Raw genomic sequence first — 16,522 nt, forward strand, 5'->3', positions numbered from 1 at the left:
ACGGTCTCAGTTCACAGCGGACGTCGCTTCGACATGACGCGGCAAGGTCACCCGAATACGGGTGCCGCGTTGGCTTTCTGTGTCAGCCGGGCTGTCGATGGTGATTTGTCCATAATGCTCTTCAACGATGGAATAGACCAGTGCAAGGCCCAGACCGGTGCCTTCACCGGGGTCCTTGGTGGTGAAGAAGGGTTCGAACAAACGGTCCTTGATGTTCTGTGGAATGCCGCTGCCTTCGTCCTCCACGATCAAGTCGACCGTGTGCTCGAAAGCCTCGCTCTTGACGCGTACCGCACTGTGCGGCGGAGAGGCGTCGCGGGCGTTGGACAGCAAGTTGATCAGCACCTGGGCCAGGCGCTGTGAGTCGCCGTCGACCCAGTGGTCCGGGTCGCACAAGTTGAAAAACTGTACTTCGAAATTGCGCCGGTTCAAGGCCAGCAGCCCAATGGCATCCTGGGCCACTTCGGCCAGGCACACCGCTTCGTCGTGGTTCTGGTGGGCGCCGGCGTGGGCGAAGCTCATCAGCGACTGCACGATGCGCGACACGCGTTTGGTCTGTTCAAGGATCTGCCCGCTGATCTCGGTGATTTCGCCATCTTCCTCGCGCTCTTCGCGCAGGTTCTGCGCCAGGCAGGCGATACCGGTGATCGGGTTGCCGATTTCATGGGCCACGCCGGCCGCCAGGCGACCGATACTGGCCAGGCGTTCGGAATGCACCAGTTTGTCTTCGAGCATCTGGGTCTCGGTCAGGTCTTCCACCAGCAGCACCAGGCCGCTGTTACCCGGGGCCAGGGGTTCGTCGATCGCGGCTTTGTGCAGGTTGAGCCAGCGTGTCTGGCCGTCGAGGGCCAGGTGTTGCTTGTGCAAATGCTCGTCGGGCAGGTTGATAAAGCCCTGAAGCAATTCTTTCCACGGATCGCCGAGGGTATTCAGGCGTGAGCCCACCACTCGCTGAGCGGCGATGCCGGTGAGTTCTTCCATGGCCTTGTTCCACATCAGGATTTCCTGATCCTTGGCCAGGGAGCACACACCCATCGGCAGCTCCTGAAGCGTCTGGCGGTGGTAGCGGCGCAGGGCGTCGAGTTCGGCGGCGAGGCCGGTGAGGCGTGAGTGATAATCCTCCAGCCGGCTCTCGATGAAATGGATGTCTTCGGTGACGTAGTTTTCGCCGCTGGCCTTGTAGGGCAGGAAGGTTTCCACCATGTCCTGGGACACGCTGGGGCCCATCAGCCCGGACAGGTTGGCTTCGATCCGGTCGCGCAGGCGGCGCAGGGCGTAGGGCCGGCGCTCGTCGAACGGTAGATAGAGATCGCGCAGCGCCTGTTCGACTTCCTTTTGCGCGGCCTTGGCGCCCAGGGGCTTGGCCAGTTGCGTGGCGAATTCCTGAGGCGAGGCGGCATGCAGCTCGCGGCGTTGCGGGCGACGCACGTTATCCACCGCACAGGCTTCGGCGGCGCTGGTCTCTTCGGGGCTGGCGTTGGTGAACAGCGAGATCAGGGTGAACATCAGTACGTTGGCGGCCAGCGAGGCGATTGCGGCCATGTGCCAACTGGTGTCGTCCAGCACGTAGATCATATTCAGCAGAGGGATGTAGAAGCCCTGCAGGTTGCCGACCAGCGGCAGTAGCATGGTCACGAGCCAAACCAGTATCCCGGCCAGCAGCCCCGCAATAAAGCCGCGGCGATTGGCGGTCGGCCAGTACAGCACGGACAACACGCCCGGCAGGAACTGCAAGGTGGCGACAAACGCGACGATACCCAGGTTGGCCAGGTCTTGTCCGGCGCCCAGCAGCAGGTAGAAACCATAGCCGGCCATGATGATTGCGACGATCAGGGCGCGGCGGGTCCATTTCAGCCAGCGGTAGATATTGCCTTCGGCCGGCGGCTGGTACAGCGGTAGCACCAGGTGATTGAGCGCCATGCCCGACAAGGCCAGCGTCGTGACGATGATCAAGCCACTGGCTGCGGACAGACCGCCGACATAGGCCAGTAGCGCCAGGGCTGGGCTATTGGCGGCAATGCCGACGCCAAGGGTGAAGTATTCGGGGTTTGTGGTGGCGCCCAACTTGAGGCCGGCCCAGAGAATCAGCGGCACCGCCAGGCTCATCAACAGCAGGAACAGCGGCAAGCCCCAGCTGGCGCTGACCAGCGAGCGCGGATTGAGGTTCTCGGTGAACGTCATGTGGTACATGTGCGGCATCACGATGGCCGAGGCGAAGAACACCAGCAGCAGCGTGCGCCATGGGCCTTCCTGCAGCGGGGTGTGCAGCGCGGCGAGGGCGGTCTGGTTTTGCAGCAGCCACAGTTCCAGCTGTTGCGGGCCATCGAACACGCCATAGAGCGCGTAGAGGCCGACGCCGCCGATGGCGATCAGCTTGATCACCGACTCAAAGGCGATCGCGAAGACCAGGCCTTCGTGTTTCTCACGGGTAGCAATGTGGCGTGAGCCGAAGAAAATCGTGAACAGGCTGATCAGCGCGCAAAAGGCCAGGGCGACGCGATATTGCACCGGTTCACGGGTCAGGATGCTGATGGAGTCGGCCACTGCCTGCATTTGCAGAGCCAACAAGGGCAGCACGCCGATCAGCATGAAAATGGTGGTCAGCGCGCCGGCCCAGGTGCTGCGGAAGCGGAAGGCAAACAGGTCGGCCAGGGACGACAGCTGGTAGGTGCGCGTGATCTTGAGGATTGGGTACAGCAGCACTGGTGCCAGCAAAAATGCGCCGGACACGCCGAGGTAGCTGGACAGAAAGCCATAACCGTACTGGTAGGCCAGGCCCACCGTGCCATAGAACGCCCAGGCGCTGGCGTACACGCCCAGCGACAAAGTGTAGGTCAACGGGTGGCGAATGATCGCCCGCGGAATCATTCCCCGCTCACTGATCCAGGCAACCCCGAACAACGTAGCCAGGTAGGCGGCGCTGATCAGCAGCATCTGGGTGAGGCTAAAGCTCATCGGCATCTTTTTGGCTCTGCAGGATGAAGGTCACGACGATCAGGATCAGCCATAGCAGATAGGGGCGGTACCAGGCGCCAGTGGCGTCGATCCACCAATCCATGATGGCGGGAGAAAACAGGTAGATCCCGACGACCAGCAGCAGGACCAATCGATAGATGTACATGTTGGCCTCGGATTGGATAACTGCGGCGATGGTAACGGATGGTCAGCCAGCTGCAAGCGCCTTCAGCGCAATTGCGCTTCGGGCAGTGTGAGTGTGCGTGGGATCCGTGTCGCATCCCAGTGTGCAATGCCCCAATCCAGCAGTTCCCGTGGGCTGGCGTGGACCAGCTCATCGCCGGGTTGCTGGCCGAGGGCGCGCAGGGCTCTCAAGAGCAAAGGCGTGGCCTGGTCCGTCGTCAACGGCGGTGAGCGATAGGATTTGCCCAACTTGTTACCGTCCGGCTGGACGATCAACGGTACGTGCAGATAGCGCGGTTGGCGCAGGCCCAATAACTCTTGCAGGTACAACTGGCGCGGTGTGGAGTCGAGCAGATCGGCACCGCGCACGATATCGGTAACACCTTGCCAGGCATCGTCAAGTACCACGGCCAGTTGATAGGCATAGAGGCCATCGCGGCGACGGATGACGAAGTCGCCAACATCGCGACCCAGGTGTTGTCGGAATTCGCCCTGTACCCGGTCGGTAAAGTGGTATTCCAGCTCGGGAACCCGCAAGCGGATGGCGGCATCGTGCTGGTCGTGGCCGGCATTGCGGCACAGCCCTGGGTAAATCCCTGCGTAGGGTTCCAGTTGTTTACGTGAGCAGGTGCAAGCATAGGCCAGGCCATGATTGAACAGGTCGTTCAGCACTTTGGCGTAGGCATCATGCCGCTCGCTTTGTCGGACCAGTTCCCCATCCCACTCAAAGCCATAGCTTTCCAGTGCATGGAGGATCGCCGCCTGCGCGCCGGGCTCTTCACGGGGTGGGTCGAGGTCTTCCATGCGCATCAGCCAGCGGCCCTGGTGGGCTCGTGCGTCGAGGTAGGAGGCGAGGGCGGCGACCAGGGAGCCAAAGTGCAAATGGCCGCTGGGCGTGGGGGCGAATCGTCCGATATAGGTTGAGGCTGTCATGGGCCGGATACTACTGGAAAATCGGTAAATGACAGAAACAAAAATGGGGCGTTCGCACGCCCCATTCGTTCAGTTCGGCTGGATTACTTGCCGACCTGTTTTTCCTTGATTTCGGCCAAGGTCTTGCAGTCTATGCACAGGTCTGCGGTCGGGCGGGCTTCGAGTCGGCGAATACCGATCTCGATGCCACAAGAGTCGCACCAGCCATATTCTTCGTCTTCGATCAATTGCAGAGTCTTGTCGATTTTCTTGATCAGCTTTCGCTCACGATCACGGGCACGCAGTTCAAGGTTGAACTCTTCTTCCTGGCTTGCCCGGTCGGCTGGGTCAGGGAAGTTGGCGGCTTCATCCTTCATATGGTCAACAGTGCGGTCGACTTCATGCATCAACTCCTGCTTCCAATTCAGCAGGATTTTGGTGAAGTGCTTACGCATGGGCTCGCTCATGTACTCCTCACCCTTTGTCTCGACATAGGGTGTGAAGCCGCTGAGGCCTGGGGATAGCTGTTGCTTTGCTTGGGTGGACATGAATAGACCGCCTCTCACTCTTCTAATCCATTGCGCAGGATTGCAACGTCACCGACACCTGCCGGCCCTGCGGCTGCAAGCGGGCGAACTTACCAGATAGATTCAGGGTGCGCCACTCCCGGTTGTCGAGGGTCATCAAGCCGGGGTTGCAAACCACAGTAGTGCGCTATGACTGGGTATGGGGCGCCTCGGTTGTTGATTTTAGTCGTTTTGCAAGCGCTTGCCGGCTCATCTTGAATGGCCGAGCAGGCAATAGAGCATGTTTTACGTCAAGGGTTCGGTAGAATCCTGATTTTGTCCTCACCGTTAAGGAAGGCTAATGGCCCAGCCCTACAGTGCGCGCAGTCGCGCCATCGAACCTTTTCATGTCATGGCGTTGCTGGCTCGAGCCAATGAGCTGCAAGCGGCCGGTCATGATGTGATCCATCTGGAAATCGGCGAACCGGATTTCACCACTGCCGAGCCGATTATTCAGGCCGGCCAGGCGGCGCTGGCCAACGGCAAGACGCGTTATACCGCAGCCCGTGGCCTGCCGGAGTTGCGCGAGGCTATCAGTGGTTTCTACCAGCAACGCTATGGGCTGGGCATAGACCCCGAGCGCATCCTGATTACCCCCGGCGGGTCAGGCGCTTTGCTGTTGGCCAGCAGCCTGCTGGTAGACCCGGGCAAACATTGGTTGCTGGCCGATCCAGGTTATCCCTGTAACCGACACTTCCTGCGGCTGGTGGAAGGTGCAGCCCAGTTGGTGCCGGTGGGCCCTGAGGTACGTTACCAACTGACGGCCGATCTGGTCGCCAGGCACTGGGACCAGGACAGCGTGGGCGCACTCGTGGCCTCTCCGGCCAACCCGACCGGTACGATCCTCACGCGGGATGAATTGGCTGCGCTGTCGGGCGCTATCAAGGCACGTCAGGGGCACTTGGTGGTGGACGAGATTTATCATGGCCTCACCTATGGCACTGATGCCGCCAGCGTGCTGGAAGTCGACGACGAGGCCTTCGTTCTAAACAGTTTTTCCAAGTATTTCGGCATGACTGGCTGGCGCCTGGGTTGGTTGGTGGCACCTCCGGCGGCAGTGGGTGAATTGGAGAAATTGGCGCAAAACCTCTACATCAGCGCACCCAGCATGGCCCAGTACGCAGCGTTGGCCTGTTTTACCCCCCAGACCCTGAATATCCTGGAGGAGCGCCGTGCCGAGTTCGGTCGCCGGCGCGACTTTTTGCTGCCCGCTCTGCGCGAACTGGGTTTCAGGATCGCCGTCGAGCCGGAAGGGGCGTTTTATTTGTACGCCGATATCAGTGCGTTCGGCGGCGATGCCTTCGCGTTCTGCCGCCATTTCCTTGAAACCGAACATGTGGCGTTTACGCCCGGACTGGATTTTGGCCGTTATCAGGCCGGGCATCACGTGCGCTTTGCCTACACACAAAATCTGGATCGGCTTCAGGAAGCGGTGGAACGAATCGCGCGTGGCTTGCGGAGCTGGCAGGGCTGATGCGTTTTCATCCTCCCCTCGAAGAGGCGCGGTTGATTCGCCGCTACAAGCGTTTTCTCACCGATATCGAAACCGTTACCGGCGAGTTACTTACCATTCACTGCCCGAACACCGGCTCGATGCTCAATTGCATGGTGGAAGGTGGGCAGGTGTGGTTCAGCCGCTCCAATGGCCCCAAGCGCAAGTTGCCGGGTACGTGGGAAATCGCCGAGACCCCTCAGGGGCGATTGGCGTGCGTTAACACTGCGCGCGCTAACCCGTTGATCGAAGAGGCTCTGCGTGCCGGGGTGATCGTGGAACTCGACGGTTTCACCGCGTTGAAGCGCGAAGTGCCATATGGCCAGGAGAACAGCCGTATCGACTTTCGCCTGGATTACCCAAGCGGCACGGCTTATGTCGAAGTCAAAAGCGTCACCCTGGGCTTTGACGGTTCCAGCGTTGCTGCCTTCCCCGACGCGGTGACGCAGCGCGGCGCCAAGCATTTGCGGGAGTTGGCGCATCTGGCCCGTGACGGCGTGCGTGCGGTACAGCTGTATTGCGTCAATCTGTCTGGCATCGAGGCGGTGCGCCCTGCGATGGAGATTGACGCCGGATACGCCGCCGCCCTGCGGGAGGCCAAGGCAGCGGGCGTTGAGGTACTGGCCTATGGTGTGCGCGTCACACCCGAGGAAATGTATGTCGAGCGCCGACTGGATGTACTGCTCGGCGACTAGAGTTGCACCCACAGCCCCTGTTCGTCTTCGCGGCCGGGCAGGGCTTTGAGGCTTTGCCCCGCGCATGGGCCGGCGATGCACTCGCCGGTTTCAATCAGGAACAGCGCGCCGTGCGTCGCGCACTGGATCAGGCTGGCGCTGGTGTCGAGAAAACTGTCTGGCTGCCATTCCAGCGGGATGCCGCGATGGGGGCAGCGGTTGATATAGAAGTAGACGATACCGTCCCGGCGCACGGCCAACAGCTTGATGCCGTCGACCTCAAAACCGAGACTGCTATTGGGCGCCAGGGCGTCGGAGGGGCAGAGAAACTTCATTTCAATCCTTAAGTGCCTTGACGTTCAAATGCAAACAATTATCAAATGCTGGCTTCGCCTGTCAGCCGATGGGGGCTCAGTTCGATGTCCGGCAGGGGGTATCTGTCACATCGTTGAGCGCTCGGACGGCTCTGCCCTTGCAAGGAAACCTCGTTATGCGCCTGAGTGCCAGTGCTATCGCGCTTATTGTCGGACTGCTGTTCAACCCTGGGGTGCAAGCCGCTGAACTGCCTCAGCGCTGGGTGAGTGCCGGTGGGGCGCTTTCGGAATGGGTAGTGGCGTTGGGTGGTGAGTCGAAGCTGGTGGGCGTGGACACTACAAGCCAGCATCCGGCATCGCTCAAGAGGTTGCCGAGCATTGGTTATCAACGGCAATTGTCGGCTGAAGGCATCCTGAGCCTGCGTCCACAGGTGCTGGTGGGTACCGAGGAAATGGGGCCGCCAACGGTATTGGCTCAAATCCGTAGCGCGGGGGTACAGGTGGAGATCTTCTCGGCCCAACCGGAGTTGCCCACGTTGAAAAGCAATCTTCAGCACTTGGGGGCGTTGCTGGGCCATGAGGCCAAGGCCGACGAATTATTTACCGCGTATGAGCGGGCACTCGACCAACAAAAGGCTTGGGTTGCAAAGGCCCGGCCCCTGCAAAAGGCGCCCGGGGTATTACTGCTGATCGGCAACGCCGGTGGCAAACCGCTGATCGCCGGTAAGGACACTGCCGCCGACTGGATGGTGCAGCAGGCCGGCGGGAATAACCTGGCAACTCATAGTGGTTATAAGCCGTTTTCGGTGGAGTCGCTGGCGGGTTTGAGCCCTGCCGTGCTGGTGTTTGCCGATCGTGCACTGACCGGTGACGCGGCGCGGGTGGCCTTGTTCAAAGCAAATCCGATTCTGGCTTCCACGCCGGCGGCCAAGGACGGACGGGTGTTTGAGCTGGATCCGACGTTACTGGTTGGGGGGCTGGGGCCGCGACTGCCGCAAAGTCTTGTAAAGCTGTCCGCCGAATTTTACCCATCCCAGGTTGACACCACCCCATGACTCCATCGGTTAAGCCGCAGACGCTGTTCATCGGGCTGGCATTGCTGTGTCTCCTGGCGGTCTGGCTGTCCTTGGCCTTGGGGCCGGTGAGCCTGCCATTGTTGGACACCCTCAGGGCGGCGCTGAGATTGATGGGGTTGCCGATTCCACCCCAGGGGCTGGAGCAGGCTGAGCTGATCCTGGGGCAGATTCGGTTGCCGCGTACCTTGCTGGGCCTGGCGGTTGGCGGTGTGTTGGCATTGTCGGGCGTGGCGATGCAGGGATTGTTTCGCAACCCATTGGCTGATCCTGGGTTGGTGGGGGTTTCCAGTGGTGCGGCATTGGGGGCGGCAGTGGCAATTGTCGGCGGTTCGTTTTTTGGCGGTTTGCCGGATGCATTCGGGCCGTACCTGTTGTCATTGTGTGCCTTCCTCGGTGGCCTGGGGGTGACCGCGCTGGTCTATCGGCTGGGGCGGCGCAACGGGCAGACCCATGTCGCGACGATGCTGCTTGCTGGCATAGCCCTGACCGCTCTCGCCAGTTCGTCCGTGGGGTTGTTTACCTACGTGGCAGATGACGCCACCTTGCGCACCCTGACTTTCTGGAACCTGGGCAGCCTCAATGGCGCCAGCTATCAGCGGTTATGGCCGTTGCTGCTGGTTGCTGCAGGAGTGGCGCTGTGGCTGCCGCGCCGGGCCAAAGCATTGAATGCACTGCTGCTTGGCGAGTCTGAAGCGAGTCACCTTGGCATCGATGTTGAAAAGCTCAAGCGTGAATTAGTGTTTTGCACCGCGTTAGGCGTGGGCGCGGCGGTGGCGGCTGCGGGCATGATTGGATTTGTGGGATTGGTGGTGCCGCACCTGGTGCGCCTGCTGGCGGGGCCTGACCATCGGGTGCTATTGCCGGCGTCGGTATTGGCCGGTGCGAGCCTGTTGCTGTTCGCCGACCTGGTCGCACGCCTTGCATTGGCGCCTGCTGAACTGCCGATCGGTATTGTGACTGCATTTATTGGTGCGCCGTTTTTTCTTTACCTGTTGTTACGAGGGCGCGCCTGATGCTGCGTGTGGAAGACCTGCACATCCGTCGTGGTCGCAAAACCGTGTTGGCGGATGTCACCCTCGACCTGTTACCGGGCCAAGTACTCGGTGTGCTCGGTCCCAATGGCGCGGGCAAAAGCACGTTGCTAGGGGGGCTCAGCGGTGAGTTGCTTGCGAACCAGGGCAAGGTGTGGCTGGACCAGCAGGAACTCAAGGACTGGGGTGGATCGCAGCGTGCCCAGCGGCTCGCGGTTTTACCCCAGACCTCGACCCTGGACTTTGCCTTTCGTGTGGAAGAAGTCGTCGGTATGGGCCGCTTACCCCATCAGACTGGCCGAGCGCGCGATGACGAGATCATCGACGCGGCCCTGCAGGCGGCGGATGTCGGGCATTTGAGCGGTCGCAGCTACCTGGCATTGTCCGGCGGTGAGCGTCAGCGTGTGCATCTGGCGCGGGTGCTGGCGCAGTTGTGGCCCGGTGAAGCGGGGCAGACGTTATTGCTGGATGAACCGACATCGATGCTCGACCCCTTGCATCAACACACGACGTTGCAGGCCATTCGTACCTTTGCCGAGCGCGGTGCGGCGGTGCTGGTGATTCTTCACGACCTGAATCTAGCGGCTCGTTACTGTGATCGGATCCTGCTGTTGGAAGGCGGGCGCCCTCATGTCTTGGGCTCTCCGGCTCAAGTCATGCAACCTGAACCGCTCAAAGCTGTATTTGGCTTGGATGTTTTGGTACAGCCGCATCCTGAGCGCGGGCATCCGTTGATCATTGCGCGCTGAGTGTTATTGCGGGCAAAAAAAGACCCGGCAAAAGCCGGGTCAAATAACCGTGATTAGCCTGATGAGGAGATAATCTGAGAGTCCGAACCAAGGGTCTTTCAGTTATCGGCTGATCTCGCGACCAGTTGCGATAATCATAACGATTCTCATTTGAGAGTCAACTGCTGTTTTCGGTGAGCCTGTGTTTTCCTCAAGCGTCTGTTTGAAACGCCCGTGGCCATTGAGTCTTCTAGTTGATCTAATTTTTCTGGCGCGCCGAGATCGCGTCCAGTTGGCGGTTCAGTGCTTCTTTTCGTTCGGCAGGGATGTCGTTCCAGTGCACGTCCATCAATGCTCCTTCGATTGCATATAGCAACACTTTCGATGCACGGAACCCACGAGTCCGCACAGCCCGATAGGCATCGACCGCTCCCAGGCGGCGTAAGTCGGATGCACTGTGGATGCCCACTGCATGCAACCATTGCGCTGATGTCTTGCCGAGGTTTTTCAGGTGTTGCAGCTCATCGTTCATCAAGCCTCCTTGCGACGGCCGAATGGTGCGGTGGGTATCGTGACCAGGCAAGCCTGAACAGGAGTGTAGCGCTCAGTAGGAAAAGCGTAGTTCTTTGGTCAGGAACGGCTTAAAAGCTTATAAGAATGACGCGGGGATTTTGACGGCGGGCAGGCAAAGGCGCCCGGTACGCTTGTGCATATCGGGCGGTCGAATGAGCAATGTTTACTTGGTGCGGTAGCGCAGGCGAGTTCCGAAATTGACTGACATGAGAATCTCGTCGGCGGTCAATTCAGGCGGAAAGTAGGTACCTGAGATCTGCGCGTGGGCCAGGCTGGCGCCTTCCAGTGAGCAAGCGCGCAAATCCAGGCCACGTAAGTCGGCGGAGCGGAAATATGCGTCGGTAAAATCCACGCCCGCGGCATTGAGGTCACGCAGGTCCAGACCGCGGAAATCGCCGCCGCGCATGTCGATAACACCGTCCGCGGGGCGTTCTTGGTTGAAACCACGGATATCGTCTTTGTGCAGGAGTGCGTAAAGCGGGGTATCAAGAAGCTTGGGCTGACTCATGAAGGCGACTCCCGTTAGATTTATGACGCCATTATAGTGCCACTATTTCATGGCCGCTCGTCGAATACGGCGACACGGCCAAGAAATTTTTCTTACAGGCCTGGCAGATTCTGACGAATATGCGCCACCAAGGCGTCGAGTGTCCCGCTTTCGTTGGTCTCGACACGCTTGCTGAGGAGCAACTCTTCAGTGGTCAGCGGTTCGCGATTTGCCTGCTGTTCTTCGATAACCTTCAATGTCGCGTCAGAAGGATCGTTTTTGTTGGCCTGACGTTGTGCCAACCAGCTGGCGATAACGGCTTGCGGTGCATTGCAATCCAGGATCAGGAAGGGGGCTCCGGTGGCTTCGGCAACTTTGGCCGCTGCATCGCGTTGCTCGCGCTTCAGAAAGGTGGCATCCAGCACCACCGGGAACCCGGCCCGCAGTACGGTATCGGCGAGTTCATTCAGGCGTGCATAGGTTGCGACGCTGGCGTCCGCAGCGTAGATGCCAGCCTGCGGTGTGTTTTCCACTTGTTGTTCGCCGAACAGGCGCTTGCGTTCCACATCCGAGCGCAGGCGCACAGCGCCCAATGCTTCCACCAGACGCATGGCGACGTTGCTTTTGCCTACCGCCGACACGCCATGGGTAATCGCCAGGAAGCGCGACGGAATAGTGCTGTAGCTTTCCGCCAGGTTGGCGTAGTTGCGGTACTGGCGCAGCGTCGTGGCGCGTTGCACGGGACTTGCCTCGCTCGGCATGCTGAACAGCGAGACCTTGGCGCGAACCAGCGCACGATAGGCTTTGTAGAAATTCAGTAATTCGAGGCCCCGGTAGTCCCCCGTCAGTTCCAGGTACTGGCTGATAAAACGCCGTGCGAGGGACTTGAGCCCACGATCTTCCAAGTCCATGGCCAGAAAGGCGGTGTCGGCATATACGTCGGTGAATCGGAAAGGTTCGTTGAACTCGATGCAGTCGAAGATCACCACATGGCCAGCAATCAAGGTGGCATTGCCCAAATGGATATCCCCGTGGCATTCACGGATGAAACCCTCCAGTTTGCGCTGCGCCAGCAACGGCTTGAGGCGCTCGAAGCTGCTTTCGGCCCAGGCTTGCAGGGCTTCAAGTTGAGTCAGGTCGGCCTTGTCGCTGAGGAACGGGCGGATTTGCTCGAAGTTCTGCCGTACCGGCGCCATTACCTCGTCCGGGGTGCCGGCCGGGTGCTCTTGTGGCACTTTCGGTGCGCTGAGGTGGAAATGCGCGATCTGTTTGGCCATCTCGTCGATATGCGCGCTGGTCAGCTCGCCGTTGGCTTGCAAGGTGCTGAGCAACTGGCTTTGCGGGAATTGACGCATTTTCAGCGCATATTCGATGACTGGGCCGTCGCCGCCAAATTGCGGTGCTTCGGCAGTGCCGGTGATCGGCAACACTTCAAGATACAAATCTTTGGTCAGACGCTGGTTGAGGCGCAGCTCTTCGTTGCAGAAATGCCCCCGATCTTCCAGCTTGGTGAAGTCCAGGAAGCCGAAGTTCATTGGTTTCTTCAGCTTGTAAGCGTAGGGGCCGGTCAGTATGACCCAGGAAATATGGGTCTCAATGACCTGGAACGCTTCAACCGGATGGGGGTATAAAGCCGGGTTCTGCAGTGCGGCGATCAGGGGCTGGCTCATGGGCGATCCTTCAAAGTCTGGGGGAAATCATGGCGCGCATTATGGCTGCTGAGGCCTGCCGTGCAAACCGCTGTCCGGCTCATGTTGATGATCAATAAAGTGCGTATAATCCGCCGCCATGACTCGAACCCGATCTCCCCGTTCCCGTAAAAAAACTCCTTCCCGCGGCCTGCGCCCGTGGCTGGGCTGGGCGTTCAAGCTCGGCCTGGTTGGTCTTGTGGTGCTCGCCGGTTTCGCGGTGTACCTCGACGCTGTGGTTCAGGAGAAGTTCTCCGGCAAGCGCTGGACCATCCCAGCCAAGGTTTACGCGCGCCCGCTGGAGCTCTTCACCGGCCAGAAGCTGAGCAAGGATGACTTTCTCACCGAACTCGACGCCTTGGGCTATCGCCGCGAACCGGTGAGCAATGGCCCGGGCGCGGCTGCTGTCAGTGGTAATACCGTCGACCTGAACACCCGCGGCTTTCAATTCTATGAAGGCCTGGAAAAAGCCCAACCGGTGCGCGTGCGCTTCTCCGGCGACTATGTTGCCGAACTGTCGTCCCTCAACGGTTCGAAGCTGCCCGTTGTGCGTCTCGAACCGCTGATGATTGGCGGGATTTACCCCAAGAACCTTGAAGATCGCATCCTGATCAAGCTTGATCAGGTGCCGCCTTACCTGCTGGAAACCCTGGTTGCCGTGGAAGACCGGGATTTCTATAGTCACTGGGGTGTTTCACCGAAGTCGATTGCCCGCGCTATCTGGGTCAACACGTCAGGCGGCAAGATGACCCAAGGCGGCAGCACGCTGACGCAACAATTGGTCAAGAACTTCTACCTGACCAACGAGCGCAGCCTGACCCGTAAGCTCACCGAAGCCATGATGGCGATGTTGCTGGAGTTGCATTACAGCAAGCAGGAAATTCTCGAGGCATACCTCAATGAGGTCTTCGTCGGCCAGGACGGTCAGCGGGCGGTGCACGGTTTTGGCTTGGCCAGCCAGTTCTTCTTTGGTCAACCGCTGTCCGAACTGAAGCTGCATCAGGTCGCATTGTTAGTGGGTATGGTCAAGGGGCCTTCCTATTACAACCCGCGTCGCAACCCCGAGCGGGCGCTGGAGCGTCGCAACCTGGTGCTCGATGTACTTGAACAGCAGGGCGTTGCCACCGCTGAACAGGTTGCCGCCGCGAAGAAAATGCCACTGGGTGTGACCACTCGCGGCAAGCTGGCGGACAGCTCTTTCCCCGGCTTTATCGACCTGGTCAAGCGTCAGTTGCGTGAAGACTACCGCGACGAGGACTTGACCGAAGAAGGGCTGCGGATCTTCACCAGCTTCGACCCGATTTTGCAGATGAAAGCCGAGGCGTCGGTCAACGACACCTTCAAGCGTCTGACAGGGCGTAAAGGCTCCGATGAAGTTGAAGCAGCAATGGTGGTGACCAACCCGGAAACCGGTGAAGTCCAAGCCATGATTGGCAGTCGCCAGGCCAGTTTTGCCGGTTTCAACCGCGCACTCGATGCTGTGCGGCCGATCGGCTCGCTGGTCAAGCCGGCGGTGTACCTGACGGCGTTGGAAAAACCGAGTAAGTATTCCCTGACCAGTTGGCTGTCGGATGAGCCGTTGTCCGTCAAAGGTGCCGATGGCCAGGTGTGGACGCCACAGAACTTCGACCGCCGCTCCCACGGCACGGTGTTCCTGTACCAGGGCTTGGCGCATTCCTACAACATCTCCACCTCCCGGCTCGGCCTGGAAGTGGGCGTGCCGAATGTCCTCAAGACGCTGGCGCGCCTGGGGATCACGCGTGAGTTTCCGGCGTTCCCTTCGATTCTTTTGGGGGCCGGCGCGATGACGCCGATGGAAGTGGCAACCATGTATCAGACTCTTGCCAACGGTGGCTTCAACACGCCGATGCGCGGGATTCGCAGTGTGCTGACCGCCGAGGGCGAGCCGCTCAAGCGCTATCCGTTCCAGATCCAGCAGCGTTTCGATGCGGGCTCCATCTATCTGATCCAGAACGCCATGCAGCGCGTGATGCGCGAAGGTACCGGCAGTTCAGTTTATAAAGTTCTGCCCTCCAACCTGACGCTGGCGGGTAAGACCGGTACCAGTAACGACTCACGTGACAGTTGGTTCGCCGGTTTCGGCCAGGATGTGCTGGCGGTGGTGTGGTTGGGGCGTGACGATAATGGCAAGACGCCATTTACTGGCGCGACGGGGGCGCTACAGGTGTGGACCAGTTTCATGCGCAAGGCCGACCCGCTGCCGCTGAACATGCCGCAGCCGGATAACATCGTCCAGGCCTGGATTGATCCGCACACGGGCCAGGGCTCCGATGCCAACTGTCCGGGCGCGGTGCAGATGCCGTATATTCGCGGCAGCGAACCGCCACCCGGCGCCGCGTGCGGTGGCAGTGCCCCTGCTGATGCGGAGTCGGTGATGGATTGGGTCAAAGGCTGGATGAATTAAGCAAAGAGGGTTTCAAGTGAACAAGTGGTGGATTCCAGCTATTACAGCTCTGGCTTTGCTCAACGGTTGCGCCAGTGTGCAACGCGGCTCCATTCCCGTGGTGGATTCGAGTACTACCGTCTCCAATAACGACCGGATCTCGGCCAATGGCGGTTTCCGCCAGACCGTGACCAATCGCCCTGTCCAAGCTGCGGCTCGGGCTGTACCGCAGGATTCGGGTGTGGTGGTCATGGTGCCGGGAGCGGGGGCCGCCACCGCTGCGCCGATCAGCGCCGAGCCATGGACGCCGGGGCCAAGCACCTCGGGTCCGATCGAGGCCACGCCGATTCAAACGGCGCCGGTTAACCAGGGCACCTACAACATGCCGTCGACGCCAAGCGGTATTCCATCGTCCTCCAGCGCTGGCGGCCTGTCGGCTGACGAGCAACTGGACGGCCCGGTACTGGCCCTTTTGACCACTGCCCAACAGCAGCAGGCCGGCGGCGACTTGAATGGTGCATCGTCGAGCCTTGAGCGAGCCCAGCGTGTAGCACCTCGCGAGCCGCAAGTACTGTATCGCCTCGCGCAAGTGCGCATGGCCCAGGGTGATGCGCCGCAAGCAGAACAGTTCGCTCGTCGGGGCTTGACCCTGGCCAATGGTCGTCCTGACCTGCAAGCCAGCCTGTGGGCCCTGATTGGCGATGCGCGCGCGGCCCAAGGTGACGCCGCCGGCGCCGCCCAGGCTCGGCAAAAAGCCAAGGTCAACCTCTGATGGATGCGCGTTTTCCAGCGATTGCCGAACAGTTATTGCTGATTGAGCGCGAATTGCGGGTGCAGGGCTGGTGGGACGAAGTGTCTCCCAGCATTGAGGCGCTCAGTAGTGTGGAGCCGTTTTCGGTGGATACCCTGGACTTCCACCAATGGTTGCAATGGGTCTTCCTCGTGCGGATGAAGCAGATCCTCGAACAGGATCTGTCTTTGCCCAATGCATCTGGAATCATGGAGATGGCGGAGATGGTCTATGCCGATCGGCCGCTGGAGAGCCAGGGTCTACGCAATGCGCTGAAAAAGTTCGACCAACTGATCACTGACGCTCGTTAATTGCCTGACTGCCGGTTTTTCCGGCAGTCTTGCGCACATTTCTACCGCTTGACGACATTCAGGCGAGTTTTATCCCTCATCAAAGCCCTTTCTTCTTCGTTCTCATGCGCTTAGTTGGAAAAAAGCGCAATTATTGCTTGACTTGAAGGGGCTGAAACAGAAGAATCCAAAGTCCGCTGTATCGGGACTGCCAGAAGCAGGCCCGCTCAGCAGATCATGAGGCGCACATCCGCGCCGACCTGTTACACCCGCAACGCGTTACCTCGCGCTGGGTGGGAAAAGCCCGCAACACTTGGGACGATCCCAATACTTGCTCAGTCAGTGCTGACGTAGTCGGC

General features: G+C 59.9%; 16 protein-coding genes. 8 read left to right on the forward strand and 8 right to left on the reverse strand.

From position 1 onward, the window contains the following. Positions 1-6: 6 nt before the first annotated feature. The 4 genes from BLR63_RS27880 to dksA form a co-directional block, all read right to left on the reverse strand. Positions 7-2,961, reverse strand: a complete 2,955-nt coding sequence (locus BLR63_RS27880; RefSeq protein ID WP_162097522.1) for a sensor histidine kinase — start codon at positions 2,959-2,961, stop codon at positions 7-9. Continuing rightward, positions 2,945-3,121: a hypothetical protein gene (locus BLR63_RS31410; protein WP_003176118.1), complete on the reverse strand. Its 177-nt coding sequence runs from the start codon at positions 3,119-3,121 to the stop codon at positions 2,945-2,947. Before BLR63_RS31410 ends, BLR63_RS27880 begins: the two co-directional genes overlap by 17 nt. 62 nt (positions 3,122-3,183) lie before the next feature. Continuing rightward, the gene (gluQRS, locus tag BLR63_RS27885) at positions 3,184-4,071 is read right to left on the reverse strand and encodes a tRNA glutamyl-Q(34) synthetase GluQRS (RefSeq protein WP_010562695.1); all 888 of its coding nucleotides are present in this window, start codon (positions 4,069-4,071) and stop codon (positions 3,184-3,186) included. Positions 4,072-4,154: 83 nt separating this feature from the next. Further along, entirely contained in the window at positions 4,155-4,598 is a 444-nt protein-coding gene (gene dksA, locus BLR63_RS27890; RefSeq protein ID WP_010562696.1) for an RNA polymerase-binding protein DksA, read from the reverse strand. Between the two features lie 319 nt (positions 4,599-4,917). Here dksA and BLR63_RS27895 point away from each other — a divergent pair, with 319 nt between their 5' ends. Both BLR63_RS27895 and sfsA read left to right on the forward strand, forming a co-directional pair. Further along, entirely contained in the window at positions 4,918-6,090 is a 1,173-nt protein-coding gene (locus BLR63_RS27895) for a pyridoxal phosphate-dependent aminotransferase (protein WP_010562697.1), read from the forward strand. Further along, complete coding sequence (sfsA, locus tag BLR63_RS27900; RefSeq protein ID WP_010562698.1) at positions 6,090-6,803, forward strand: DNA/RNA nuclease SfsA; 714 nt, start codon at positions 6,090-6,092, stop codon at positions 6,801-6,803. Before BLR63_RS27895 ends, sfsA begins: the two co-directional genes overlap by 1 nt. Here sfsA and BLR63_RS27905 read toward each other — a convergent pair. After that, entirely contained in the window at positions 6,800-7,117 is a 318-nt protein-coding gene (locus BLR63_RS27905) for a Rieske (2Fe-2S) protein (protein ID WP_010562699.1), read from the reverse strand. The two genes, sfsA and BLR63_RS27905, sit on opposite strands and share 4 nt — an antisense overlap. A gap of 155 nt (positions 7,118-7,272) precedes the next feature. On the opposite strand from BLR63_RS27905, the gene BLR63_RS27910 reads away from it, so the two are divergent. The 3 genes from BLR63_RS27910 to BLR63_RS27920 are packed head-to-tail and all read left to right on the forward strand — an operon-like array spanning position 7,273 to position 9,952. Beyond that, positions 7,273-8,151, forward strand: coding sequence for a heme/hemin ABC transporter substrate-binding protein (locus tag BLR63_RS27910; RefSeq protein WP_010562700.1), 879 nt, complete (start codon positions 7,273-7,275; stop codon positions 8,149-8,151). Then, complete coding sequence (locus tag BLR63_RS27915) at positions 8,148-9,185, forward strand: FecCD family ABC transporter permease (RefSeq protein ID WP_010562701.1); 1,038 nt, start codon at positions 8,148-8,150, stop codon at positions 9,183-9,185. Before BLR63_RS27910 ends, BLR63_RS27915 begins: the two co-directional genes overlap by 4 nt. Continuing rightward, positions 9,185-9,952, forward strand: a complete 768-nt coding sequence (locus tag BLR63_RS27920) for a heme ABC transporter ATP-binding protein (protein ID WP_010562702.1) — start codon at positions 9,185-9,187, stop codon at positions 9,950-9,952. The genes BLR63_RS27915 and BLR63_RS27920 overlap by 1 nt, the downstream gene beginning before the upstream one ends. A gap of 238 nt (positions 9,953-10,190) precedes the next feature. Here BLR63_RS27920 and BLR63_RS27925 read toward each other — a convergent pair whose 3' ends face one another. The 3 genes from BLR63_RS27925 to BLR63_RS27935 all read right to left on the reverse strand — a co-directional run bounded on the left by BLR63_RS27925 (position 10,191) and on the right by BLR63_RS27935 (position 12,661). Continuing rightward, entirely contained in the window at positions 10,191-10,463 is a 273-nt protein-coding gene (locus tag BLR63_RS27925) for a TfoX/Sxy family protein (RefSeq protein ID WP_010562703.1), read from the reverse strand. A gap of 204 nt (positions 10,464-10,667) precedes the next feature. After that, complete coding sequence (locus BLR63_RS27930; protein WP_010562704.1) at positions 10,668-11,012, reverse strand: pentapeptide repeat-containing protein; 345 nt, start codon at positions 11,010-11,012, stop codon at positions 10,668-10,670. 92 nt (positions 11,013-11,104) lie between these two features. After that, positions 11,105-12,661: a bifunctional aminoglycoside phosphotransferase/ATP-binding protein gene (locus BLR63_RS27935; RefSeq protein ID WP_010562705.1), complete on the reverse strand. Its 1,557-nt coding sequence runs from the start codon at positions 12,659-12,661 to the stop codon at positions 11,105-11,107. Positions 12,662-12,779: 118 nt separating this feature from the next. Here BLR63_RS27935 and mrcB point away from each other — a divergent pair, with 118 nt between their 5' ends. Genes mrcB through BLR63_RS27950 form a run of 3 tightly spaced genes read left to right on the forward strand, consistent with a single transcriptional unit; the run spans position 12,780 to position 16,184 of the window. Continuing rightward, positions 12,780-15,104, forward strand: a complete 2,325-nt coding sequence (gene mrcB / locus BLR63_RS27940) for a penicillin-binding protein 1B (protein WP_010562706.1) — start codon at positions 12,780-12,782, stop codon at positions 15,102-15,104. A gap of 16 nt (positions 15,105-15,120) precedes the next feature. Beyond that, positions 15,121-15,855 (forward strand): tetratricopeptide repeat protein, encoded by a 735-nt coding sequence (locus tag BLR63_RS27945; protein WP_010562707.1) that lies wholly within the window; start codon positions 15,121-15,123, stop codon positions 15,853-15,855. Continuing rightward, a complete protein-coding gene (locus BLR63_RS27950; protein WP_010562708.1) occupies positions 15,855-16,184 on the forward strand; it encodes a YqcC family protein in 330 nt (109 codons plus the stop codon). The genes BLR63_RS27945 and BLR63_RS27950 overlap by 1 nt, the downstream gene beginning before the upstream one ends. Positions 16,185-16,522: the final 338 nt, after the last annotated feature.

The organism is Pseudomonas extremaustralis, assembly GCF_900102035.1.
Taxonomy (GTDB): Bacteria; Pseudomonadota; Gammaproteobacteria; order Pseudomonadales; family Pseudomonadaceae; genus Aquipseudomonas; species Aquipseudomonas extremaustralis.